22 protein-coding genes, 1 tRNA gene and 4 pseudogenes are annotated in these 24,346 nt (G+C 32.3%); 21 read left to right on the forward strand and 6 right to left on the reverse strand.

Annotated features, from left to right (window positions below):
• Nucleotides 1-15: 15 nt before the first annotated feature.
• Both AC1RYN_RS08745 and AC1RYN_RS08750 read right to left on the reverse strand, forming a co-directional pair.
• Nucleotides 16-786: a tyrosine-type recombinase/integrase gene (locus tag AC1RYN_RS08745; RefSeq protein ID WP_481806662.1), complete on the reverse strand. Its 771-nt coding sequence runs from the start codon at nucleotides 784-786 to the stop codon at nucleotides 16-18.
• Nucleotides 732-917, reverse strand: coding sequence for an Arm DNA-binding domain-containing protein (locus AC1RYN_RS08750; RefSeq protein WP_481806663.1), 186 nt, complete (start codon nucleotides 915-917; stop codon nucleotides 732-734). The genes AC1RYN_RS08745 and AC1RYN_RS08750 overlap by 55 nt, the downstream gene beginning before the upstream one ends.
• 270 nt (nucleotides 918-1,187) lie before the next feature.
• Between AC1RYN_RS08750 and AC1RYN_RS08755 the strand changes: the two genes are divergently transcribed.
• The 16 genes and pseudogenes from AC1RYN_RS08755 to AC1RYN_RS08830 all read left to right on the forward strand — a co-directional run bounded on the left by AC1RYN_RS08755 (nucleotide 1,188) and on the right by AC1RYN_RS08830 (nucleotide 14,321).
• Complete coding sequence (locus AC1RYN_RS08755) at nucleotides 1,188-1,742, forward strand: hypothetical protein (protein WP_481806664.1); 555 nt, start codon at nucleotides 1,188-1,190, stop codon at nucleotides 1,740-1,742.
• Nucleotides 1,742-2,140 (forward strand): hypothetical protein, encoded by a 399-nt coding sequence (locus AC1RYN_RS08760; protein WP_481806665.1) that lies wholly within the window; start codon nucleotides 1,742-1,744, stop codon nucleotides 2,138-2,140. The genes AC1RYN_RS08755 and AC1RYN_RS08760 overlap by 1 nt, the downstream gene beginning before the upstream one ends.
• A gap of 470 nt (nucleotides 2,141-2,610) precedes the next feature.
• The gene (locus AC1RYN_RS08765) at nucleotides 2,611-3,105 is read left to right on the forward strand and encodes a phospholipase D family protein (RefSeq protein ID WP_481806666.1); all 495 of its coding nucleotides are present in this window, start codon (nucleotides 2,611-2,613) and stop codon (nucleotides 3,103-3,105) included.
• A gap of 549 nt (nucleotides 3,106-3,654) precedes the next feature.
• Complete coding sequence (locus AC1RYN_RS08770) at nucleotides 3,655-4,122, forward strand: hypothetical protein (protein ID WP_149207243.1); 468 nt, start codon at nucleotides 3,655-3,657, stop codon at nucleotides 4,120-4,122.
• A 155-nt stretch (nucleotides 4,123-4,277) separates the two neighbouring features.
• Entirely contained in the window at nucleotides 4,278-5,486 is a 1,209-nt protein-coding gene (locus AC1RYN_RS08775) for a hypothetical protein (protein ID WP_481806667.1), read from the forward strand.
• Between the two features lie 776 nt (nucleotides 5,487-6,262).
• Nucleotides 6,263-6,514, forward strand: a complete 252-nt coding sequence (locus AC1RYN_RS08780; protein ID WP_481806668.1) for a hypothetical protein — start codon at nucleotides 6,263-6,265, stop codon at nucleotides 6,512-6,514.
• A gap of 841 nt (nucleotides 6,515-7,355) precedes the next feature.
• Nucleotides 7,356-7,733: a hypothetical protein gene (locus AC1RYN_RS08785; protein ID WP_395413955.1), complete on the forward strand. Its 378-nt coding sequence runs from the start codon at nucleotides 7,356-7,358 to the stop codon at nucleotides 7,731-7,733.
• Nucleotides 7,734-7,853: 120 nt separating this feature from the next.
• Nucleotides 7,854-8,342 (forward strand): carboxypeptidase-like regulatory domain-containing protein, encoded by a 489-nt coding sequence (locus AC1RYN_RS08790; protein WP_481806669.1) that lies wholly within the window; start codon nucleotides 7,854-7,856, stop codon nucleotides 8,340-8,342.
• Nucleotides 8,263-9,549 (forward strand): TonB-dependent receptor, encoded by a 1,287-nt coding sequence (locus AC1RYN_RS08795; protein WP_481806670.1) that lies wholly within the window; start codon nucleotides 8,263-8,265, stop codon nucleotides 9,547-9,549. Before AC1RYN_RS08790 ends, AC1RYN_RS08795 begins: the two co-directional genes overlap by 80 nt.
• Nucleotides 9,459-10,108 (forward strand): annotated as a pseudogene (locus tag AC1RYN_RS08800) (TonB-dependent receptor domain-containing protein). The gene AC1RYN_RS08795 and the pseudogene AC1RYN_RS08800 overlap by 91 nt, the downstream one beginning before the upstream one ends.
• Before the next feature lie 127 nt (nucleotides 10,109-10,235).
• Nucleotides 10,236-10,397 carry a hypothetical protein gene (locus tag AC1RYN_RS08805; RefSeq protein WP_481806671.1) on the forward strand — a complete coding sequence of 54 codons (162 nt, stop codon included), beginning with the start codon at nucleotides 10,236-10,238 and terminating at the stop codon, nucleotides 10,395-10,397.
• 77 nt (nucleotides 10,398-10,474) lie between these two features.
• Nucleotides 10,475-10,636, forward strand: a pseudogene (locus AC1RYN_RS08810) (DJ-1/PfpI family protein); the annotation flags it as partial.
• Between the two features lie 139 nt (nucleotides 10,637-10,775).
• Entirely contained in the window at nucleotides 10,776-11,024 is a 249-nt protein-coding gene (locus tag AC1RYN_RS08815) for a hypothetical protein (RefSeq protein ID WP_481806672.1), read from the forward strand.
• Between the two features lie 151 nt (nucleotides 11,025-11,175).
• Nucleotides 11,176-11,925 carry a TonB-dependent siderophore receptor gene (locus tag AC1RYN_RS08820; protein ID WP_481806673.1) on the forward strand — a complete coding sequence of 250 codons (750 nt, stop codon included), beginning with the start codon at nucleotides 11,176-11,178 and terminating at the stop codon, nucleotides 11,923-11,925.
• A gap of 2 nt (nucleotides 11,926-11,927) precedes the next feature.
• Nucleotides 11,928-13,214, forward strand: a complete 1,287-nt coding sequence (locus tag AC1RYN_RS08825; protein WP_481806674.1) for a TonB-dependent siderophore receptor — start codon at nucleotides 11,928-11,930, stop codon at nucleotides 13,212-13,214.
• Between the two features lie 21 nt (nucleotides 13,215-13,235).
• Complete coding sequence (locus tag AC1RYN_RS08830) at nucleotides 13,236-14,321, forward strand: PepSY-associated TM helix domain-containing protein (RefSeq protein ID WP_481806675.1); 1,086 nt, start codon at nucleotides 13,236-13,238, stop codon at nucleotides 14,319-14,321.
• 323 nt (nucleotides 14,322-14,644) lie between these two features.
• Here the strand turns inward: AC1RYN_RS08830 and AC1RYN_RS08835 are convergent, their stop codons facing one another.
• The 3 genes from AC1RYN_RS08835 to AC1RYN_RS08845 form a co-directional block, all read right to left on the reverse strand.
• On the reverse strand, nucleotides 14,645-15,229 hold the full coding sequence (locus AC1RYN_RS08835; RefSeq protein WP_481806676.1) for a site-specific integrase: 585 nt from the start codon (nucleotides 15,227-15,229) through the stop codon (nucleotides 14,645-14,647).
• A gap of 30 nt (nucleotides 15,230-15,259) precedes the next feature.
• Nucleotides 15,260-15,958, reverse strand: a complete 699-nt coding sequence (locus AC1RYN_RS08840; protein WP_481806677.1) for a phage integrase SAM-like domain-containing protein — start codon at nucleotides 15,956-15,958, stop codon at nucleotides 15,260-15,262.
• A gap of 260 nt (nucleotides 15,959-16,218) precedes the next feature.
• A tRNA-Val gene (locus tag AC1RYN_RS08845) sits at nucleotides 16,219-16,296 on the reverse strand.
• Nucleotides 16,297-16,497: 201 nt separating this feature from the next.
• On the opposite strand from AC1RYN_RS08845, the pseudogene AC1RYN_RS08850 reads away from it, so the two are divergent.
• A pseudogene (locus AC1RYN_RS08850) lies at nucleotides 16,498-18,284 on the forward strand (ABC transporter ATP-binding protein).
• Nucleotides 18,285-18,526: 242 nt separating this feature from the next.
• Here the strand turns inward: AC1RYN_RS08850 and AC1RYN_RS08855 are convergent.
• A pseudogene (locus AC1RYN_RS08855) lies at nucleotides 18,527-19,697 on the reverse strand (proline dehydrogenase family protein).
• Nucleotides 19,698-20,051: 354 nt separating this feature from the next.
• On the opposite strand from AC1RYN_RS08855, the gene aroB reads away from it, so the two are divergent.
• The 4 genes from aroB to AC1RYN_RS08875 all read left to right on the forward strand — a co-directional run bounded on the left by aroB (nucleotide 20,052) and on the right by AC1RYN_RS08875 (nucleotide 24,295).
• Complete coding sequence (aroB, locus tag AC1RYN_RS08860; RefSeq protein WP_481806682.1) at nucleotides 20,052-21,119, forward strand: 3-dehydroquinate synthase; 1,068 nt, start codon at nucleotides 20,052-20,054, stop codon at nucleotides 21,117-21,119.
• Between the two features lie 293 nt (nucleotides 21,120-21,412).
• On the forward strand, nucleotides 21,413-22,816 hold the full coding sequence (locus AC1RYN_RS08865) for a type III PLP-dependent enzyme domain-containing protein (RefSeq protein ID WP_264287012.1): 1,404 nt from the start codon (nucleotides 21,413-21,415) through the stop codon (nucleotides 22,814-22,816).
• 99 nt (nucleotides 22,817-22,915) lie between these two features.
• The gene (locus AC1RYN_RS08870) at nucleotides 22,916-23,884 is read left to right on the forward strand and encodes a deoxyhypusine synthase family protein (RefSeq protein WP_035625188.1); all 969 of its coding nucleotides are present in this window, start codon (nucleotides 22,916-22,918) and stop codon (nucleotides 23,882-23,884) included.
• 9 nt (nucleotides 23,885-23,893) lie between these two features.
• Nucleotides 23,894-24,295 (forward strand): DNA primase, encoded by a 402-nt coding sequence (locus AC1RYN_RS08875; protein WP_481806678.1) that lies wholly within the window; start codon nucleotides 23,894-23,896, stop codon nucleotides 24,293-24,295.
• The last annotated feature ends 51 nt before the right edge of the window (nucleotides 24,296-24,346 follow it).

Genomic DNA, 24,346 nt, shown 5'->3' on the forward strand with positions numbered 1-24,346 from the left:
TACGTATTGCTAAGGTTAATACATGCTCCTGTTGTTAGGGAGGCAGCACCTATCCAAAGCTACTTTACCGATTTTAAACTGATGGGGTCTTCCTGTTTTACGAATGACTTTTTTAATTCGCTGTTCGTCTTCAATAAAGTCCTTGTTTTGGATTTCCAAAGCATCGCTGAACCGTAGCCCTCCTGCATAAATGGAAAAAATAAACATATCCCTGTAAATATCTCCTTTTGTTCCTTCCCCTGCATTGTAATTAATCATTGCCTCAATTTGTTCCTTGTTCAAAAACAATCGCTTGCCTGTTTCTTTTTTTAAAGTCAGTTTACTTATTGGGTACATATATTCGGGGATAATATCCTCTTTAATGGCTTGTTTGAACATTATCGCCAGTATCATAATGGAGTAGCGCTGTGTGGTTAATCCATTACCTAATTCATTTACCATATATGCCATATAGTCCATTAAGAGCGAAACGGTAATATCATCAAAGAAAACATCTTTTGTGCCTAACCAGTTTTCAAACTTCTCTAAATACAGCTTGTAATTATTATACGTTCCCACAGAAACACTCCCCCTGATTTTTTCGCAATACTTATAAGAGTATTCAAAAAAGTTAGGCACTTCTTTACCTTTAATAGCTTCTTTAAGTTTCTTTGCCGAAACCGTTTTTACCTTTCTTTCCAAGTCCGCAACCTGTCCTTCCGCATCTGCTACTTTTTGAGCAATGGAAGCGTTCATTCTTGCGCTATTTGGGTTGTTCTTTTTACCCTCTGTTTTGCCTCGTCCCATTCGCTCTCTTTCAACTTCACGCCAACAGAAATAAATTTTGCTTTCCTGTCTTTAATAACTCTTATATATAAAGGACAATGTCCCGCTTGGTCTTGCTGATGTGTTCTTAAAATTAACTTAATAGAAGCCATAAATTGCAAAAATTAAAAAGTTGTACTATAGTTTACAAAAGGAAGCAAATGGGTGAAGTCTTTAAAAACAAAGCGTTTCATTTGAGTGCAACCTGAAACGAAAGTACAACATTTGGTACAACAAAGCAAACATTATATTGCTTTTTTTTGCTTCAAATTTGCATCATCAAAAATAAACAAGTCAATAAATACGGTACTTTAGAAGCAAATCAAAACATATAATATTATAATAGTACTAACAGCGGTTTTTCACAACAAAACGTAAAACAAATGACTTTAGAAAATAAAATTATTAATTTAAAACAGTCCGCTATTTTGGACCACGAAATAATTGTTAAACTCTCCAATTTTGAAGATTTTTATAAAACTTTTGGTCGATTTGAGCATTTTTTTATTTCAAAAAGTTTTTTAGAAAAAATATTATATTTAAAAAACCAAGTAATTGAAATTCCCAATTCTTTTATTTTAAACTCCTCAACTCTTAGATTTGTTTTAGAAACATTAATTCACTCAAAATTATTTTTAATGGAGGAAAAATATATCTATACTTTTTTCTATTCTATATATTCAGAGCAAATCAAAAAATGTGAAAATTTTATTTCTAGACTTGAATATGAAATTCAATTAATTGATAAATACAAAATCGAAGAAGAAAACACGAAACCGGACAAAACAAATCTATCTAATAATAGCGAAGAGGATATACAAAAATATTTTAATAAAATAAAAAAAATAGAACGAGAAATAGATGCCCGAGCAGAAAAAGAGTTAACCATATTTTGGGAGATTTCAAAAATATGGGTTACTTTTTACAAAAAAGTTTGATGGAAGAACAACTTCAAAAATATGAAAGTCAGTTACAACATTTACAACATTTAAAAAACAAAAAACAAGAAGAACTTTTTAAAAAAGAAAATTTAAAAGTTCTATTCAACTTTACTAATGAAGACGATGTTTTCAATAAACTCAAAGAAACACGTAGAACTTGGAAGACAAAAGCTGAAGTTACATCTTTAGAAAAAGAATATGAACTAGTCTATGAAATTACAAGTGCATCACTTCATTCAACTTCATACAGCATTATAACTAATTCAGAAACCAATGAACAAGAGCAAATTTTTGCATTAGAATTAATTTGTAAATATTCAAAAGAAATTACTGAAAACTTACTTCAATTCTTAGAATTCGATAGATATTCGAAAATAGAAGTTGTGAATATATAAAGCTGCTGCTAACAGCTACAAGCAATTTGGGTAGATTGCCACGCAGAAACGCAAAAATTAGCTAAAAAATCTAGATTTTAAAATTATGACAAAAAGAATAATAATTAAAATAATAAATATCTTGAGTCTCAGACGATGTAACAGATGTCAAGAACTCAACACGATTGTGGTTGTTGGTTTCCTGATTTTGATTAATTAAAAACGAACTATTGACAAAACTGACAACGACTTAGCAAATCTATAAAACGTACTTGATTATCGAGTGCGATAGCTTCTTCTAAACTTGAAATACGCATCTGGTTGCAGGAAGTTCCATGTATATGTTGCATTACTAAAAAATACGAAAAATCCTGTTTTAAAAGCAATACTTTCCTATATTTGTTTACAACAAAACGAAAGTTTTTCCACAGACTGACGTTGGCAGTAACTTTAGCACAGAGAATCGTAGAAAAAGACAATTGAAATAGAAAATGGCAAAATTTATTACCGGAGAAAATCTTGAAAATGCAGTTTATGAAATAATTTGGGAAGCAGAAAGCAATCTTTTAATTGTTTCTCCATTTATTAAACTTGATGATTATTTCAAAAGACTTTTTGACAAGCATATGAATAATCCGAAACTACATATTCTAATTGTTTTTGGTAAAAACGAAAAAGAAGTAAGTAGAAGTTTAAGCAAAAATGATTTTGACTATTTCAAAAAATTTCTTAACATAAGTATAGTTTATATTCCAAATCTTCACGCAAAATATTATGGAAATGAAAAGAAAGGGGTAATTACTTCAATAAATTTATATGATTATTCATTTAAAAACAATGTTGAATTTGGTGTTTTTTCTGAAATAAATATTTTATCAAAATTCACAACAAATACAGACAATGAAGCTTGGCAAACTTGTTATGAACTTGCCGAAAAAAGTGAAGCTATTTTCATAAAAAGACCAGTTTTTGAAAGAAAATATTGAGTTCATTGCTTGGTAAAAATTATATAAAATCTGACACTTTACACGACACAACTGAAAAGTTTTACTCTTCGTGGAATAGAAATCGAGATAATCAAATAAAAACATTAGAAGATTTTCCTTTCGAACTGGAATTGGGTTCAGTACAAGATAAAAAGCACCAAACACAGCGGAAATAGAAAATCCAATAAATGGTTTCTGCATAAGAACTGGAGAAAAAATAGAATTTAATTTAAAAAAGCCATTTTCATATCAAGCATATAGAAGTTGGGCTTCTTTTGGAAACGATAACTATCCTGAAAACTTTTGTCACAAAACAGGAAAACCATCGAATGGAAAAACATCAATGCGTAAACCAATATTGTAAAAGAAAAAAAGCTACTGCCAACGGCCGTTTGGCGAGATTGGGGTTTTAGGCTTAATGGAAAGTTGGTTTTGTGTTTGGAAAATTTGTATTTAATCGAAAAATCCAAGCATCTTTAATCACCAACCTCGCCATGCGCCAGAACGGTATGTGCAATTTGCACGCAACAATTAAAAAATTTAAGAATTATGAGAATTATTGAAAACTTATTAGAATGGCTGGAAAACCAAAATACAAATTCTAGAGATACTGTTCTGTTTCAAATCCTTATGCTTGCTCCAGATTATGACCTTACAAAATTTAATTACACAACAGATAATTTTTTAAATTTTAAAGAATATCTAAATAATGATACCGGAGACACAAAAAAAATCGGAAAACTTATTTATATAATTAATGCAATAAATTTCACTGTTCTTGATTACGATGAAATTGATAATTTAATTGACTCTCAAGTTTTATTAAAAGATATTATTGTTTCAGGAGAATCTGAGGGGAAAGATATGTCTTATTTAAGACAAATACATATCAATGGAGGTGAAAATTTTGAAGCAAAAAAGGAATTTAAAAATAATTGGATTGAGTATCGCGACGAAAATCTAAAATTTGAAATCCTGAATAAAATCTTAAAGAACAGTCTTCTGGATAAAAAATAAAAGTGCACATAACAGTTACAACGGATTTGGGCATTTGGTTTAATGGAAAAATACTCTTGTATTTGGAAGATTTGGCAAATCCGAATAATCGCCTTAATTAAGTCCCAAACCCGCTGTAGTTACAGAACGTTATGAGGCAAATTAAAAGACAGACAATGCAGAGTATTCTAATTGATTTTCCAAATAAAACAAGTAATGACTATTTGTATATATTACCAATAGAACGATTTTCAATTAATCAAAAATCAAGAGTTAAGAATTTAGTTATTTATCCAAAAGGTGCAGTTGATATAAATGAACTTTTTAAGAATCATTCATTTTTAGAAGATAACTCCAGAGAAATTAATAAACTAAAAGAGAATGCATTAATTGCGTTTCTTTCAAGTTCACCTGTGAAATTCCCTGCTCAAGTAACTAATAATTTGAATCTTCTTAATTTTGCTTTAGAATATACAATTCCAATTTTAGACTTTTATATTTTCAATTATTGTAACATTAATAATAACTCAACACTACCTGGTAGAGTTGGACAAATTGAAACGGGAGAATCTATTTTATTAATGTTTAATGATTATGGTAGTCCATTTACAAGAATTATATGCGAAAAAGTAAATACAAATACAATATCATTGGGTAATGGATTAACAATTAGTGAACCTGACTTATTGAATTCTTTCCCACTATTGAATAATGACATAAGTGAAATTGGTAATGTTGCAAGACATGCTTTGAGAATGTATACTCAAATCCTCGAATCAAACTCAAATACCGAAAAATTTATCCAAATAATTAGACTGTTTGAATTTATCGCGTCACCTGATAAATATGAAAAATTTCAAAATGTAAAAGCAAAAATAATATCTCATATTGCTAAAAATATTCATCAAATACATGAAATTAGTGAAGAATTTAAGTACTATTCAAGTGGTAGTAATGGAGATGGTTTACGAACCCAGATATTTCATAAGGGAAAGAGAATTGAAGAGCTTGTTGATGAAAATAAGAGTAAAGCTCTTTTTGAAAAATTACACAAATACATTTTTATTTGTTTAACTGACTTATTAATCAATTACAATAAAGATTGGGTGTTTATCGAACAGTTTAGAGCTAAGAAACACGAGATTGCAGAAAAGAACAAGACTCTCATTATAACTGATGACTACGCTTCAACAATTGTTCTAATAGATGGTGATTTTTTAAGTCGTTCCATTATTCGATTTCAAGAAATGTATTTAGAAGTTTATCCACAAAAGGAAATGAGTAAAATTAGCTTGGCGAGACTTTGTTATGAAACATTATTGAATACAAGAAAGTGGAGAAGGCAAAATATTTGGTTTTCTAATTTTCTACTCAGGAGTATCTAAGTTTCCTTTTGTAGATGAGACTTTTAGTGAAATAGATGGAAAAAAAATAAAAATTGACAAAGCCGAATTTGAACTTCATGCATTTCAATTTGAAACAAACGAGAAATTGTTGACCGCATAAATAACTTATTAAAGGATTTAAATGAAAATAGAAAAGTAATTACTGATAAACTTTCGATATTTGACAATATCGTTTTTTGTGGAGACAATAAAAACTACGAAAACGCTATTACTGAAATTCAAGAGACAGGGACAAAGGATATTGTTTTCATTCGAGATCATGATTCTGAAATGGAATTAGGGACTCAATACTTTGCCATTGGAAATCTTGTAGGGAAATCTTTGGATTAAAATCAAATGAATTATAGAAATTCGCCCCATAACAATGTATAAAAATAATAGCCAGTTCAGTAGTAAATTCAAGGGCCCGCTTCAATCTTTTCGTAACTTGACAGGAATTAAGCCCACAATCGGCTATGATATTTTTCTTAATACTTAACGTTAAGAAGTAACGCAAGAAACAAAACGTCTAAACATAAACTATGAAAGATTACTTAAAAACAATACTCAAGTTAGAGAAGATATTTTAAACGGAACCAATTTTTTGAATTGAAAGAAGCCTCTGCTAAAAGACAAGTTCATTTAAAACTATTTAGATCAGATGTTGATGTTGACGGATTTGATATAATAATAGACAATAATGATGATAACACTTTAAAGTGCCAGGTTAATTACTATTTGATGCTACAACATCTTACTTTGACATACATAAAATAATGCTCAAACCAAGTTATTATTTTTTTGACTCTTTTGAGTTTATACAACTGATTGGTTGTCCTAATGACTTTCGTGGAATAATATTAATTGACGGAGAAGTAGAAAATGGAAAAATTCAGACAAAGTATTATTATTTAGACATTTTTTCGTTAAGAGCAATGGAATTAGGTATCTTTAAATTAACTAATCAGAGCAAACGAATTTCGAGTGAATTATTAAACTCATTAAGAGTCGATAATGATAGTGAATAAAAAAATATCTGTTTTGCATTCTTTATTTTTTCCAGTTAAAAAATATTGATGCCTTGTTAGCTATTATACTCTTCCATTCTATTTATCATCACAATTTATCATTCAATATTTTAACGATTGAAAATAGTAAGTGGAACATATGATGTACGCTACGAAACTAATGCAGATAAAATTAAAGAAATGTCATTGGGATATAATAAATAAAGGATTATCTGAACTAATTCATGAAGATTCTACAATTACACCTAACTTTAAATAAAAATTATTTCAAAGGAACATAATTAACTATCTAGCATGGCCTACTGCAATTTGTGTTTTAGACTTAATTTGAAATTGGTTTTATATTTGGAACATTTCGCAAATCCGAAAATAGAGATTAATTTAGTCCCAAACTGTTTGTGGCGCGAGAACGTGAGGCTGTGAAAAAAACTTTTTTTAGTAAAATTGAAAATTTCACAATACTACAATTCAAATTAAGCCTTCTAAGAAAGTTCTTTTCAGGCAATTAATTTCATTGAATAAAAATAATGTCTTGTATTTAGAATATAAAAAATAAAAACAGAGGTTTTTAGACAAACATATGTCGCAAAACTCACACCAGTGGTGCAAGAAATTGGATAAGATTGTAAAAATTTATTTTAAGCCACAAGTCATTCCATCTATAACTATCATTTTAAACTAAGTTTTTAACAGAGAATAATGGAATTTACACAACACAAAGTTTTAGTCTTAAGTAATTCTAAATAATCAAAATGGTGTTTTTTAAGTTAAGTAAATAAGACCTTTCTTCAAAATAAAAAGAAAAAATGGTACTTTCGCGCTCATAAACAAAATAGCAACGTTGAAAAAGTATCTAATCATATTGCTTAGCTGCATTATTTTAGTACCATCATTTGGTAGTGTGTTTGTTTATGTATCTTTTAAACTAGAGCAGCAAGAGATTGTAAAAACCATCTGCGTACAGCGAAAAATGGTTTTCAATAGCTGTAACGGTCGATGTGAACTTCAAAAAAGTCTAAAGAAATACGACGATAACGAAAAGAAAATGCAGGACAACCTGAAGGAGAAAACAGAGTTGGTTTACATTTTATATACTTCAAATAATACTTTCAAATTAATAGCACCTATTGGAATCAAAGCAGACTTTCCGGCTAGATTCGATAATAAGCCTATTTCTGTTTCAACAGATACTTTTCGTCCCCCTTCTCTTTTTATATAAATTATAATTTTCATTTCAATTCGTATTGGAATAATTTTTCATTGTTGTATAACAATGAAAGAGTGCTTGCACTTTAATAAAATTACAATTATATAAAAATTACAAAACAAAAAACATACAATGAATTTTAATAAACTAATGGTAACTCTACTGTTTTTATGTGCAAATATTATGTCTGCACAAAGCATTACAGGAAGGATATCCAATGAAAGTGATTCGTCGATAAATAATGCCGAAGATACGAATTCGAATTCTGAAAGCAGAACATTTTCAGATAAAGAAGGTAATTTTACATTATCTACCACTAAAGAGAATTTTACATTGGCGGTAACGGCGCAAAATTATGCTTCGAAAATAATTGTTGTTGATGCCAAACAAATGCAAATCCTCAACATTGTTTTAGAAAACAATGAAACTATTTTAGATGAAGTAGTTGTAACAGCAAACAAGCAGGAAGAGGGACTTAAAAATATCCAGGGTGCTGTAACTTCATTATCTGCCAAGACTATAAAATTCTCGAATTGTAGATTTGTCCGGACTAACTGCTATTGTACCAAATTACCTTTATCAGGATTTAGGTGTAGGTTTTACAGGGATACAATCTATTAGAGGAATTCAGGTTTTTAGTCAAAATCCAGCGATTTCAACCTATGTAGATGATGTTAGTAATTTAGATATTATTGCCAACGGTCTTGTCTTTTCTGATCTTGAAAGGATTGAAGTGCTTCGTGGGCCTCAAAGTACATTATTTGGTAGAAATGCAATGGGAGGCGTTGTGAATATTTTTACAAAAAAACCAACCAATAAACTTTCAGGATTTGCAGAAGTAGAAGCTGGAAGTTTTGGCCTGCAGAAGTATTCGGTAGGAATTAAAACGCCGCTTATTAAAGACAAATTATATTTTGGAATCAACGGATTATTTCAGAAAAGAGAAGGGTATTTAATAAATAGTATTGAGGGAACTGCCAGCACAGACACTTCATTAAACGGAAAAAAAGTGGGTGGTGAAGAAAATACGTATGGCAATTTATTTTTAAAATGGCTAGTTTCTTCTAAATTTAGTTTGACAGCCAACGCAAAAGTTCAAAAAGACTGGTCTGATAATTCAGGGTATATGGTTTCACAGATGAGTGATGTTGCCGGTTTTGAAAACCCTAAAACAATTAACCTTACCAGAATTGGAAAACACCAGAGAAATTTTAATAATTATTCATTAGTTGCAAAATACGAAGCGAATCAATTTAATATTACTTCAATCACAGCATACCAAGAAATTAGCTTTTCTTTAAAAGACCTTGATTTTCCGGGATATTATCATACTTTCTACCACCGTGAAATTGGAGAAAAATTACCTCCACAGGAAGTGATCACACAAGAGGTTCGAATTAATTCTACTGATAAAACCAAAAAAATTCAATATACCGCAGGAGTATATGGTTTTAAACAAATTGGATTTGAACCTACTGCTAATTTAGCCTACGAAAATACACCAACGGACTTTACTGTTTCCAGAAACAAGAGTGACAATAAAGGCTATGCTGTTTTTGGAGAAGTCAGCTATAAAATTACCGAAAAGTTAAAAGCTACTGCTGGAGCCCGTTATGATTTTGAAGAAAGAAAAAGCATTTTTAACGGTTTTGGTGATGCCACTTTTGTTGATGGCGTATTTACCATCGTAAATCCTGATGTTGAAAAATCGGCATCTTACAATTGTTTTCTCCAAAAGTGGCTCTGTCCTATCAATTTAATGAAAATAATAGCATCTATGGAAATTTTACTAAAGGCTTTAGGGCTGGTGGTATCAATGCAAGTGTAGTGCCTAACGAAATTAATCAGGAATATAGTCCTGAATATTCTGATAACTTTGAAGTAGGGTATCGTACTTCCTTTTGGAAAAACAAAGCCTCACTTTCGGCAACCGCTTTTTCAATTAATTGGAAGGATCTACAATTGACCAACTTGGTAGGTCCTGTGTTTATGCGTTGGAAAATGTAGGAGATGCGTATTCTAAAGGGATCGAAATTGAGGGAAGTGTTCTTCCTCTAAAAGGGTTGCAATTTGATATTTCTTATGCGATCAATGATGCTGAGTACAAGGATTTTGATTTAAAAAGAGTCAATTTTGTAACTGGGGAAGAAACCAGTACATCGGTAAAAGGAAATAAATTATCCAATGCACCAAAAACAACTTTATTTGTTGCCGGACAATATTCTATTCAAACTTCAGAAGCTGTTGGGTTAATTTTTAGAACAGAATTACGCAATATTGGTGGTTATTATACTGATATCCAAAACGCATTGTACCAACAAACTTATATGCTCATCAACACCAGATTTGGAATTCCTACCTATAAAGAATATGGTGTTTTTCTTTAGACAAAAAACGTAAACAATGCAGCCATATGAATTATGGTAGTGGGGATACGAGTTTGGTGGCCGAAATGTAAGAATGGCCGAACCTGCCAGTTTGGGAGTAACATTAACAGCTAAATTTTAAAAAAAAATGAAAAAATTAATCCTATTAGTTTGTGCAACATTATTGATAAGTTGTGACAATAAAGAAACTTCAAAAAAAGAAGAGCATAAAACCCATGAAGAGCAAATGGCTGAAATGTTTCCCAAGCCAAAAGTGCAAAATCAAAACAGTAGGGATTTTATTATATGATAATTATGCAGTGCTAGATGCAATGGGACCATTTCACGTATTTAGTGACATGATGGGTGTAGAAAGTCTTTTTTGTCGGAAGGCATAAAGGAATTGTTACCACTATGAATGGAATGAAAGTGCAGTGCGATAAATCAATTGATGATGTAAAGCAGTTGGATATTTTGCTTATTCCCGGAGGTCTAAATGAAACTTATGCATTAACAAAAGATAAAGTTTTACTTGATTGGATAAAATGATTGATAAAAATTCAAAATATACAACGAGCGTTTGTACAGGTGCTTGGGTTTTGGCTGCAACGGGTCTTTTAGATGGTAAAAGCGATCTAGTCATTGGTACGGAAAGAAACTTTTAGCTGAAAAGTACCACGTAAAAGTAGTGGATCAGCGTTATACAAACAGCGGTAAATACTGGACGAGTGCCGGTGTTTCTGCAGGGATCGATATGAGCTTGGCAATTGTTCGAGACATTAACGGAGATAATTATACCAAAGCGGTAATGCTAGATCTGGAGTACGCTCCAAAACCACCTATTGAAGGAGGCACTGTAGAAAATACAGATCCTGCAATCGTTGAAAGTACGAGGAATGGATCATTCCGTATTACTTCCTTTTGTAAAACAAACTGATAAAAAATAATTATTGGTCTATTTGACCTATTGACATTACATTAAAATCATTACTAATAATGAAAATAAAGATATTTTTTGTGTTGGCTTTGGTGGCTTCGCTACAAATCTGTGCACAAAAAAGGACAGCATCCCGGGCAAATATACCCTAATGGACGAAGTGATTATTGAAGGTGTCAGAAAATCTAAGGACGTATCGAGCGAAGTGGCCTCAAAACTCCCAATTAAAAACTTAGAAAACCCCCAGGTTACTGCTTCGGTTTCCCCGCAGCTGATTAAAAACAGAAATTTTTACACCCAGGGCGAAATGCTGCACAATGCCGCTGGTGTTGCCCCGAGCTGGGCCGGTATTTCACCTTATTATTCCATTAGGGGATTTCGTACGCGTTCGAGTTTTAGAAATGGCGTAAACGGTTATGTCGCCTCTGATATGGATCCGGTCAGCACAGCACAGCTTGAGGTTATCAAAGGACCAAGCGCCGTAATTTTTGGAGGAGGCGGTGCTACTATGATTACTTTTGGCGGACTGATTAATCGTGTAACCGTAAAACCCCAGCATACCACTTTTGCCGACATTAGTGCAACGGGCGGATCTTACAATTTGCAGCGAGCCACCCTTGATATTAACAGACCACTTGATAAAGACGCAAAGGTTCTTGCCAGATTAACTGGTGCTTACACCTACAACGGTTCTTTTCAGGATCAGGGTTTTTCAAAAACGTTTTTTTTAGCTCCCAGTATTTCTTACAAGATTAGCGATGATTTAAATATCCAGCTTGATGCCGAAATTTTAAACAAAACCGCTACGAATAATCCACTGTACCAAGTGGCTTTGGGGACTGCTAATCGGCTGATGAACTCAATTTGGATTATCTGCGTTCCTTCCAGGACAATACGGTAACTTTGAATAATAAGGCGGTAAATATTTACGGAAAAATCATTTACAGGCTTTCAGAAAATTGGAAATCTGAAACCAATTTAATTTCCATCAACAATAAAACTCCGGGAGATTATATAAGGTTGAGACTCGATGATGACAGCCAGAATGTGACACGAAGAGTGTATAGAATGTATCCGGAAAATATTACCAGTCAGCAAATTCAGCAAGACTTTGTAGGGAATTTCAAAATTGGCAGTATTAAAAACCGACTAATTACTGGTGTTGAGTATTATCATTATCTCTACGGGATTGCCAGTAAATCTATGAATTTCACTAAAGTTTCGGCTACTGCTGCAGATCCTCAAAATGCTTATTTCAATAATGAATATATTTCTGATCAACTGGCTTCAAAACCTTATGGAGAGAATTATAATGCGATTCAGGATCATTATTCAGTATATGCTTCAGATGTTATCAACCCATTGGAGAATTTAAGTGTAATGCTTAGTGCCCGAATCAATTATATCAATAACAAAGGGACAGACGATTTGCTAACAGCAACAACTACTGGGGCTTATACACAAACGGCTATTTCTCCGAAATTAGGAATTAATTATCAGATTATTCCTGAAAGAATTGCATTGTTTGCCAATTATATGAATGGTTTTCAGCCGCAGGCACCTCAATCAGTAAACGGGCAGATGACCAATTTTGAGCCCGTTTATGGAAATCAATGGGAATGGGGAGTTAAAATCTCTCTGCAAAAGAACCTATTGGATGCCGTTTTGAGTTATTATAATATAGATGTAACCAATGTGGTAAGGCAGGACCCAAATGATACGGCTTCCTATCTGCAAGATGGCGAGCAGCGCAGTAAAGGATTTGAAGCAGATTTAGAATCAAATCCGATGGCAGGATTGTTTTTGCATGCAGGTTTTGCTTATAACGACAGTAAACTTATAGTCTCTGATGCACTTACTCAAGGTTTAAGACCTGTAGATGCTGGTCCTAAACTTTCCGGAACCTGGTATATCAATTACGCTCCGCAATCAAAAGCTTTGAGCGGTTTTTCTTTAGGCTTGGGCGGGAGTCATTATGGTAAAGATTTGATGATTAACAACACTAATGGTTCTTTTTCCACTAATGCTTATACCTTAATCAACTCAGTTATAAGTTTTGAGAAAACAGGATATGTTTTTTCTCTTTCTGCTAATAATCTGCTCAACGAGCATTATTGGTATGGCGGCCGCGGTATGATTACCCCGGGAGTCCTGCGTGAGGTTATCTTATCTTTAAAATTAAAATTATAAAGCTGTTATTTAGAACTTAAAGTGAAAAAAATCACAAAAATATCATTTCAGCTGCACAGCTACCTCGGATTATTTTTCGGGGTGCTGTATTTGTTTTTTGGAATTTCGGGCGCTTTGCTGGTTTTTAAAAAAGACATTGAGTATTTCAATAACCCACCCATGCATTACTGCGTGAAGGGCGGCAAAACCATTTCATTAAACCAGATGTATCATAAAGTCTCTGAGCGGTATCCTCAGGCACGACAGATTATGCTGCACACTTTTCCAAGAAATACGTGCGATACTTACGAATTTATGATTTTTAATTATCAGGATAATGTAACTGATAATTATCTCTACTGCTGCATGGTAGACCCCTATACGGGAAAAATTGTAAGAGAGGGCGATTTTAGCTCTTTTGAATCCCCATTTTTTCGCTGGCTGTATCTTGCGCACTACTCACTTTTAATTGATAAACCAGGCAGGCTTATAACAGCCATTGCGGCCATTGCTTTACTGCTAAACTTAATTACGGGTATGATCATTTATCGTAAAAGATATTTTCTACGAATATTTAGAGAGAAGTTAAATCGTAAATCTGCCAGAACCCTTAATTCATCACTGCACAGGATTATCGGTGTCTGGACTTTGATGCTTAATTTCATTCTTTTTTTTACGGGTTTCTGGATGAACAAAAGCCTTTTTTTACCAGCCGAGTGGGAATTAATTCCAAAGAAAGAACAGAATTATCAGGCAAAGGCAGATATAGACCAAGTGATAAAACAGGCCCGGGAGATTCCCAATTTCAGGCCAATTGCCGTAAAAATCCCCGCTGATAAGAAAACGGACATTGTTGTAAGCGGCGAGTTTTCCGATACCCAAAACCCGCTGTATTTCGGTAAAGGCAGCGACGTTTATTACGACAGTGATAATGGAAATTGGATCAAAACGATACGGATTGAAGAAAAACCATTTTCAGACCGGTTTTATTGGATGATGAAACAGCTTCACCGGGGTGATTATGATAATTTATTTATTAAAATTCTTTATGTATTTGTCGGATTCAGTCCTGCAATTCTTTCCATTACAGGATTTTTTCTTTGGAGAAGAAAAAGGAGAAAGCAATAACTGCTTAAAAACGGTTTGAACTTGATTATGAAAATAATAGGTTTATATTATATTGTAATGGTTTAATATATTAAAAGTTAAGTGGTCTAAACTTAAAAAATATATTGTACCCCTCGTATTTACTCAGAATTACTTATAGAGCCATAAAGTCTCTAGATAGACTTTATGGCTCTTTTTATATCTCCTTAACAAAAATGGGAAATACTTAAATCAGTTAAGTGTAAGCCTAAGATTTTTTTTACACGTTTATGTACGTATTAATACGTGTTTTTTTTTAGTTAATACTCTAATTACTTTATTTAACTCGTCACATTCCATTATCTCTATAGACCAATCAAGATTTTTTCTTTCATTGATGCGATTTCTTTTTCAAGTCTTTCCAAGATTAATAAGCTATTCTCAGGTTCTAAGGATGCTTTTTTATTCAATTTATTTCTCAATTCAATCATCTGCCGACCAACCGTCTGCTGCTCGGTTATTGCATATTCTTCAGTCTGTTGTACTGATCGATGCCCGAGCATTTCTTTGACAATATGAATTGGTACATCATTAGCAAGCGTAACAGTACTTCCAAAAGTTCGTCTTGCCTTATGGGTATTTAATACACAAGTAATCCCACACAGATCAGCAATTTCTTTTAGGTAAGCATTCATTTTTTGATTTGATTTTACAGGAAGAACGGTTCCTCTGTTAAGACAAAGCGGATGATCTTTGTATTTTTCTATAATTTCAAGAGCCTTGGGCAGTAATGGAATATTTGTTTCCGATTCTGTTTTTTGGCGGTCAGACATAATCCAATATTCACCATCAATACCTATCTTAATATCTTCTTTTTTAAGTTGGAATGCATCAATGTATGCAAGACCAGTATAACATTGGAAAATAAATACATCGCGTATGACAGCCAACCTTGGAGTAGAAAAGCATGATTTTCAATCTTATGATTCCACTGCCGTGAGTGGTTTTTTCTTCGTTTTTGTTTTTTTTCCTTTAAATTTCTTAAATGGATCTTCCTTAATAATTTCCTTATCAAGTGCTCGTCTCACAATTTTCCTGAAATTTGTAATGTACTTTAATGCAGTGTTGTTATTACAGTTCTTAATGGTTTTGAGATAAAATTCATAATCTTTTATAAATTCGTAGTTTAAGTCCCTGAATTCCATATCTTCCAAGTTGAATTTAAATGATAGAAATTCTTTTAGGTGTTTTTTAGATATTTCAAAACGTTCATGAGTACCAATAGCATATTCTCCCTTGCCTACAAGAGCTAGTAATTCGTTATTATGCTTTAGGAATTCCTCAAGGATTTTTACTTTTGGGGCTATTTGTCCCATAATAAAATCTATTATTTTTTGAGATGTAATAGAACTTTCCGCATAAAGTAAATCATTTCTATATTGATTAACTTTAGTCTCAATTGTAGTAAGAAAAAAATTAGTGGTCTTGGCATCTTCTTTTGTACCTACAGCTCTTTCGGCTTTTTGATCCCACCTGTTAATATCCCATTTGCGTTTGGTGGAAGTTTCCTTAGGGATTCCATCAACGATAACTCTTAGGTAAATATACCTGAGATTGTTCTTTTTACGTGGAGCCTTCAAAAGAAGGTTAATCCAAAACTGCTTTCTAACATAATTCAACAATTTAAATTAGTAAATGTCGAACTATAGCGTCTTAAAATCAAGTCGTTAACGTATTTTACATGTTGATAATCAGTTATTTGAACTTTATTTTGTGGCACATTTTTTTAAAATTTAAAAGTGCCACAAAAATGCCATGTAATTTTGAGCGTTTTTGAAAATTTTGGAGGAAACAGGTAGAAATAAAAAAACCTGCAAATCCGAAATTTGCAGGTTTTTAGTAAGATTGTGGAACTTTATAATATCATTCCTAAAATAGGTGGTGGGCGATGAGGGGTTCAAACCCCCGACCCCCTCGGTGTAAACGAGGTGCTCTGAACCAGCTGAGCTAATCGCCCTATTTTACTAGGTTGCTATCATATCGTGATTGCGTGTGCAAATATACAGCTAGAATTCGTATTCGCAAGCCTTTTTTTAAAATAAATTTAAAGTTTTTTTTACACTGCTCTTTTACAACACTTTAATTACATCACGAAATAATATAATTCTTTTGTAATAACTTCTTATAGTCATACATTTGTATTTATATATATTATACAATGGCAAGATTCAAAGAAAATGATTTATCTAAATCAAAAATAACCGCTACTTCACTCAATAAAGCAATAATAATTTTTAAATACGCAGGAAAACACCAATGGAAATTTTATGTTGGATTGGTGTTTTTACTCTTTACAGGAGCAACGGCATTGGCTTTCCCTAAATTAATGGGAATGCTAATAGATTGTGTTAAGAACAAAGACAACTCCGAAGCCAATACGATTGCACTCGGACTGATTGTTATTCTGTTTTTACAATCCATCTGTTCCTTTTTCAGATTATCATTATTTGTAAATTTTACCGAAAATACGCTGGCAAATCTTCGTTCGGCGCTTTACAGTAATTTGGTAAAATTACCAATGTCATTCTTTTCACAAAAACGTGTGGGAGAATTAAACAGCCGTATTAGTGCTGATATTACTCAGATACAAGATACCTTAACGTCAACAATTGCAGAATTTTTACGTCAGTTTATACTAATTATAGGAGGAATTATTTTATTGGCTACCGAAAGTTTAAAGCTTACCTTATTAATGCTATCTGTAGTTCCACTTGTGGCATTCGCAGCAGTTATTTTTGGGCGTTTCATTCGTAAATATTCTAAAAAAGTACAAGATCAGGTTGCCGAAAGTCAGGTAATTGTTGAAGAAACAATGCAAGGCATTAGCATCGTAAAAGCTTTTGCTAATGAATGGTACGAGATTGCACGTTATAACGGAAAAATCAAAGAAGTAGTTAAACTTGCAATCAAAGGAGGTAAATACCGTGGTTATTTTGCTTCATTTATTATATTCTGTTTGTTTGGAGCTGTCGTAGCAGTGGTTTGGTATGGCGTACGATTAAGTATTGCGGGCGAAATGAGCGTAGGGCAATTAATTTCGTTTGTACTCTACTCTACTTTTGTTGGAGCTTCTTTTGGTGGGATTGCCGAATTGTATGCACAAATTCAAAAAGCAATTGGTGCAACCGAACGCGTTTTTGAATTATTAGATGAGCATCCTGAGAAAATAAACTCGCACCAAAAATCAACAGCTATTGAAAAAATACAAGGAAATGTAACGTTCAAGAATGTACAATTCAGTTATCCATCAAGAAAAGAAATTACGGTTTAAAAGACGTTAATTTCACCGCTAAATTCGGTCAGAAAATTGCAATCGTGGGGCCAAGTGGAGCAGGAAAATCAACAATCTCTTCTTTATTATTACGCTTTTATGATATCGATGCAGGAGAAATAATTGTTGACGGGAAAAACATCTACGATTATGATTTAGAAAATCTAAGAGGAAACATGAGCATTGTTCCTCAAGATGTAATTTTATTTGGAGGAACCATTAGAGAAAATATCGCCTACGGAAAACCAGACGCAACCGAAGAAGAAATTTTACTGGCAGCTAAACAAGCCAATGCATTTAATTTTATTGAAGGATTCCCTGAAAAATTCGATACACTAGTTGGAGAAAGAGGGATTAAACTCTCTGGGGGGCAACGTCAGCGTATTGCGATAGCCCGTGCATTACTTAAAAACCCAAGTATTTTGATTCTTGATGAAGCAACATCATCGTTGGATAGTGAAAGTGAAAAATTAGTTCAGGAAGCATTAGAAATTTTAATGCAAGGAAGAACAAGTATTATTATTGCACACCGCTTATCAACCATTCGTAGTGCCGATCAAATCTTAGTTCTTGATAATGGAATAATTTCTGAACAAGGAACACACCATGAATTAATTGCTCTAGAGAATGGAACGTATAAAAACCTAAGCAACTTACAATTTAGTAATTCATAGATTTAAAATCAAGTAACCAACTTGCCTAAACAGTAATGCATATTCATTAAAGTGTACACTGCCAAAAACAGGCTTTGAAAATTAGCAAAACAATCAATACAAGAAACTCAATAACGATTGAGAGTATTTACTACTTAAATTTAATTGTCATAAAAAGGCATAAAAAAACTCCAATTAAAATTGGAGTTTTTTTTTATATTATAACTGAGATGCAAACTGCAACTAAAGACTGAGTCTAAAACCTATTCTCCTTTTCTTCTCTTACGTTCAGTTTTTAAAAGCTCTAATTCTCTATTTGTTTGCCCAGCAACAGAAGTGTTTTCTTCCGCTCGACGGATAAGGTAAGGCATAACATCCTTTACAGGACCAAACGGAAGGTATTTAGCAACATTGTATCCGTTTTCAGCCAGATTATAACTAATATTGTCGCTCATACCATATAACTGACCGAAACAAATTCTGTGGTCGTTATTTTTAATCCCTCTATCTTGCATTAATTGCATCAAAGTATAAGAACTGTTTTCGTTGTGTGTTCCTGCAAAAATAGACATTGTATCTAAATGCTCTAACATATATAAAACTGCTGCATCATAATTAATATCGGTAGCTTCTTTAGAAACACAGATTGGAGAAACATATTTTTTCTCTTCAGCTCTTTTATTTTCTTTTTCCATATAAGCACCACGAACCAATTTCATTCCTATAAAGAAACCTTCAGCTTTAGCTTGTTCATGTAATTTTTTCAAATAATCCAAACGATCCCAACGATACATCTGTAATGTATTAAATACAATTGCTTTCTCTTTATTGTATTTACGCATCATTTCAGTAACTAAATCATCGGCAGCATCTTGCATCCAGCTTTCTTCACCATCAATAAGTAAAGCTACATCATTTTTATATGCTTCCTTACATACAATATCAAAACGCTCAACTACTCTATTCCACTCTGTTTGTTCAGCAGGAGTTAAAGTTTGCTTCTCACCTAGTTTCTCATACAATTCAAAACGACCTAAACCAGTTGGCTTGAAAACCGCAAACGGAATAGCTTCACGTTCTTTAGCAAACTCAATTGTTTTTAAAGTCATTTTTAAAGCAGCATCAAATTGCTCCTCTTCTTCTTTCCCTTCTACTGAATAATCTAATACAGAACAAACACCTTTAGTGTACATTTTATCAACAACAGTAATACAATCATCCTCATTTACTCCACCACAAAAATGGTCGAAAACTGTTGGCACGAATTAATTTTTCTACAGGTAAATTTGCTTTTAATGCAAAGTTAGTAACCGCTGTTCCAATACGAACTAAGGGTTGATTAGCAATCATTTTAAAAAGAAAATAAGCTCTTTCAAGCTCTGTATCACTTTTTAACGAAAATGCAACTTGTGTATTATTAAATATTTTTTCCATTATTAGGGATTTTTTTTATGCAAATATAGAGAGAGTTTGAATACTTTTTTTGTTAAAAATTCATTATTTCACATCATTTATTACTTAAAACAAATAATAAACGAGATTAAACAGTATCGTCACAATTATACACTAGAACAGCAAGCAATTAATCTTGACAAAATAATTATTTACAGAGTTGGCTCTACCTTAATTTTCCCTAGTGTCCCTTATCCTATAAAAGTATGCTTTAGAAACTTTTAAAGAACATAATCTATTTGCAAATAGAATAATTTACACAAATTAGAGAGCATGTTTGAATATATTTTAGTTTAAAATAACTTATTTTTGCGCTTTCAATTAACTACAGGAAATATGCAATCAATTCACGCTAATAATTATCCTATTCATTTTAATCAAAATGCATACGAAGCTTTAAATAATCATTTAAAAGAAAACAAGTATTCTAACTTATTTATCGTTGTAGATACGGATACAAATGAGCATTGCTTACCTAAATTTCTACCTTTATTAGAAACCGACCTTACTATAGAGATTATAGAATTTGATTCGGGTGAAATCAACAAAAACATTGAGACTTGTATCGAAATATGGAAAGTACTAACTGAACTTGGTGCTGACAGAAAAACATTAATTATTAACCTTGGCGGTGGCGTTGTTACCGATTTAGGTGGTTTTGTAGCTTCTACATTTAAACGTGGAGTCGATTTTATACACATCCCTACTACCTTATTATCTATGGTTGATGCTTCTGTAGGTGGTAAAAATGGTGTTGACTTGGGGAATCTTAAAAATCAGATTGGTGTTATCAATGTTCCAAAAATGGTATTAATTGATACGCAATACTTAGAAACTTTATCGCAAAATGAAATGCGCTCTGGTCTTGCAGAGATGCTAAAGCACGGATTAATTTATGATGCTGCTTATTGGGAAAAGTTCTTAGACTTAAAAGCTATCGATTTTACAGATCTTGATGAATTAATATACCGTTCTGTAGAAATTAAAAACGAAATTGTAATGCAAGACCCTACCGAAAAACATATTCGTAAGGCTTTAAATTTCGGACATACATTAGGACATGCAATCGAAAGTTATTTTTTAGAGAATGAAAACAAGAAAACATTACTACATGGTGAAGCAATTGCTATTGGTATGATTCTCGAAAGTTACATCTCATTACACAAAAACCTACTTACTAAAGAGGAATATTCTCAGATAAAATCAGCTATAAAATCAATTTATGACGACGTCATTATTGAAGAAAATGACATCGAGCCAATCTTAGAATTGTTAATTCATGATAAGAAAAATGAATATGGGTCAATTCAATTTGCATTGATCGAAGGAATAGGTAAAATAAAAATCAATCAATCGGTTGAAAATGAATTAATTCTTCAGTCCTTTGAAGATTACAAATCTTAACTTATTTTTTAATAAAAAAGCTTTGCTTTACGTATATAATATTTTTTACATTTGCACCGTGAAAAAAAATCAAAAACAAAAACAATTTAGTTCTTTCAGGAGCTACGCCAATACTTCATTCTTGAGGATATTGAACCGTTTTTATAACATAAAAGGAAACTTTTGTTTTGATATCTTCCAATGCTCAAAAGCAGAGCACGAAAAACTACAAATCGTGTTCGCAAATATTAGGGTTTGAATTCTAGATTATTTTATTGTTTACAACTAATTTAATTTATAATACACCTATATCAATGAATACAAAATATTCTGATTTAATCAATCAAACATATTACTTTCCTCAAGAGGAATTCACTTTAAACAAAGACAACCTTCATTTCCACAACATCGATTTGATGAAATTGGTAGAAAAATATGGTACGCCATTAAAATTTACTTATTTACCTCAAATTTCTAATAACATCAACAAAGCAAAAAGTTGGTTTAGAAAATCGATGGAAAAGAATAAATACGAAGCAAAATATTATTACTGTTATTGTACTAAAAGTTCTCATTTTGAATTTATAATGAATGAAGCTTTTAAGAACAACATTCATATCGAAACTTCATCTGCGTTTGACATCAATATTGCAGAGAATTTATTAGAGAATGGCAAGATCAATAAAAACACTTACATTATATGTAACGGTTTCAAAAGAGATCAATACGTTACAAATATTGCAAGACTTATAAATAATGGTCATAAAAACACCATTCCGATAATCGATAACTACGAAGAACTTGATTTGCTTCAGGCAGAGATTAAAGGAAAATTCAAAATCGGAATCAGAATTGCAGCCGAAGAAGAGCCTAAATTTGAATTCTATACTTCAAGATTAGGAATTGGATACAAAAACATTGTTCCTTTTTACAAAAAAGAGATCAAAGAAAATAAAAATTTAGAAGTGAAAATGCTACACTTCTTTATTAATACTGGTATCAACGACAATGCATATTACTGGAATGAATTAGTAAAATGTATTAAAGTATATGTAGCTTTAAAAAAGGAATGCCCTACTCTTGACGGTTTAAATATCGGCGGTGGATTCCCTATCAAAAACTCATTGGCTTTTGAGTATGATTACCAATATATGATTGATGAAATTATCAATCAAATAAAAATTGCTTGTGACGAAGCTGAAGTAGATGTTCCAAATATTTTTACTGAATTTGGTTCGTTTACTGTAGGTGAAAGCGGAGGTGCAATCTATCAGATTTTGTACCAAAAACAACAAAATGACAGAGAAAAATGGAATATGATTGATTCGTCTTTCATTACCACTTTACCTGACACATGGGCAATCAACAAACGATTTATTATGCTAGCCGTAAACCGGTGGAATGATACTTACGAACGGGTTCTATTAGGCGGACTTACTTGTGATAGTGACGATTATTACAATTCAGAACAGAATATGAATGCCATTTACTTACCAAAATATAATAAAGAAAAACCTTTATATATTGGTTTCTTCAATACAGGAGCATATCAAGAAACAATTGGAGGTTACGGAGGATTACATCACTGTTTAATCCCACAGCCAAAGCATATTTTAATTGATAGAGACGAAAATGGATTTTTAGCAACTGAGGTATTTTCTCAAGAGCAAACATCAGATGAAGTATTGAAGATATTAGGGTACAGTAAAAAACAATAAAAAAAATCGCAAATTGTACTAAATATTTATAAAATTTATTAATTTGCATAATAATCTTTGAAGGTTTTTAACCTTTAAAATCATAAAAAGAGAAAAAAAATGAAAGGACCAATTAGTCAGTTTATTGAGAAACATTATTTGCACTTTAACTCTGCATCACTTGTAGATGCTGCAAAAGCATACGAACAACAATTGGCTAATGGCGCCAAAATGATGGTAAGTATGGCTGGAGCAATGAGTACTGCCGAAATTGGAAAGATTTTTGCCGAAATAATTCGTCAGGATAAAGTTCAAATTATTTCTTGTACAGGAGCCAATCTTGAAGAAGATATCATGAACCTAGTAGCACACTCTCACTACGAAAGAGTACCAAACTACCGTGACTTAACTCCACAAGATGAGTGGGATTTATTAGAAAGAGGATTAAACAGAGTTACAGATACTTGTATCCCAGAACATGAAGCATTCCGTCGTTTGCAAAAACATATCTACAAAATATGGAAAGATGCAGATGATAAAGGAGAACGTTATTTTCCACATGAATTCATGTACAAAATGTTACTTTCAGGAGTTTTGGAAGAATATTACGAAATTGATTTAAAAGATAGCTGGATGTATGCTGCAGCAGAGAAAAATTTACCTATTATTGTACCAGGATGGGAAGATAGTACAATGGGAAATATCTTCGCTTCATATGTAATCAAAGGTGACTTAAAAGCATCTACGATGAAATCTGGAATCGAGTATATGGTTTTCCTATCTGATTGGTATCCTAAAAATAGCACTAACGGAATTGGATTTTTCCAAATTGGTGGTGGTATTGCTGGAGACTTCCCAATTTGCGTGGTACCAATGCTATACCAAGATATGGAAATGCATGATGTTCCATTTTGGAGCTATTTCTGCCAAATTTCAGATTCAACAACCAGTTATGGTTCTTATTCTGGAGCTGTTCCTAATGAAAAAATTACTTGGGGTAAATTAGATATTAAAACTCCAAAATTCATCATTGAATCAGACGCTACCATTGTAGCACCATTAATTTTTGCATATTTATTAGATTTATAGAATAACTTTATGAAAAGAGTAATAGTTGATTACGCTAAACTTACCAATGAAATTTTAAACTTACTAGTTGAGAAATTTCCTGATGGTTATGATGATTCGGATGTTATCCGTTTTAGAAATGCTAAAAACGAATTGATAGAAGCTGTTGAAGTACGTACAGAAGATACTATTTATTTAGTAAAAATTAGTACTAAACTTGCTGATAGAATTGAAAATTACGATGAAGATGATGAAATCGATGCTGATGTTGATACAATCGAACCAATTAAAGGTCTTGATTTAGAAGATGAAGCAGACGACGAAGATGAAGATGAGAATCTGGACAAACCAGATCTTGATGGAGACGATGACGATGACGACCATGATAAAGACATCGCCGATGAGGATGATGACGAAGATGATGAAGATTAATTAATCTGAATATTTCAAAATAAAAAAGGAACTCATGTATGAGTTCCTTTT

Source organism: Flavobacterium sp. TC780 (assembly GCF_056783245.1).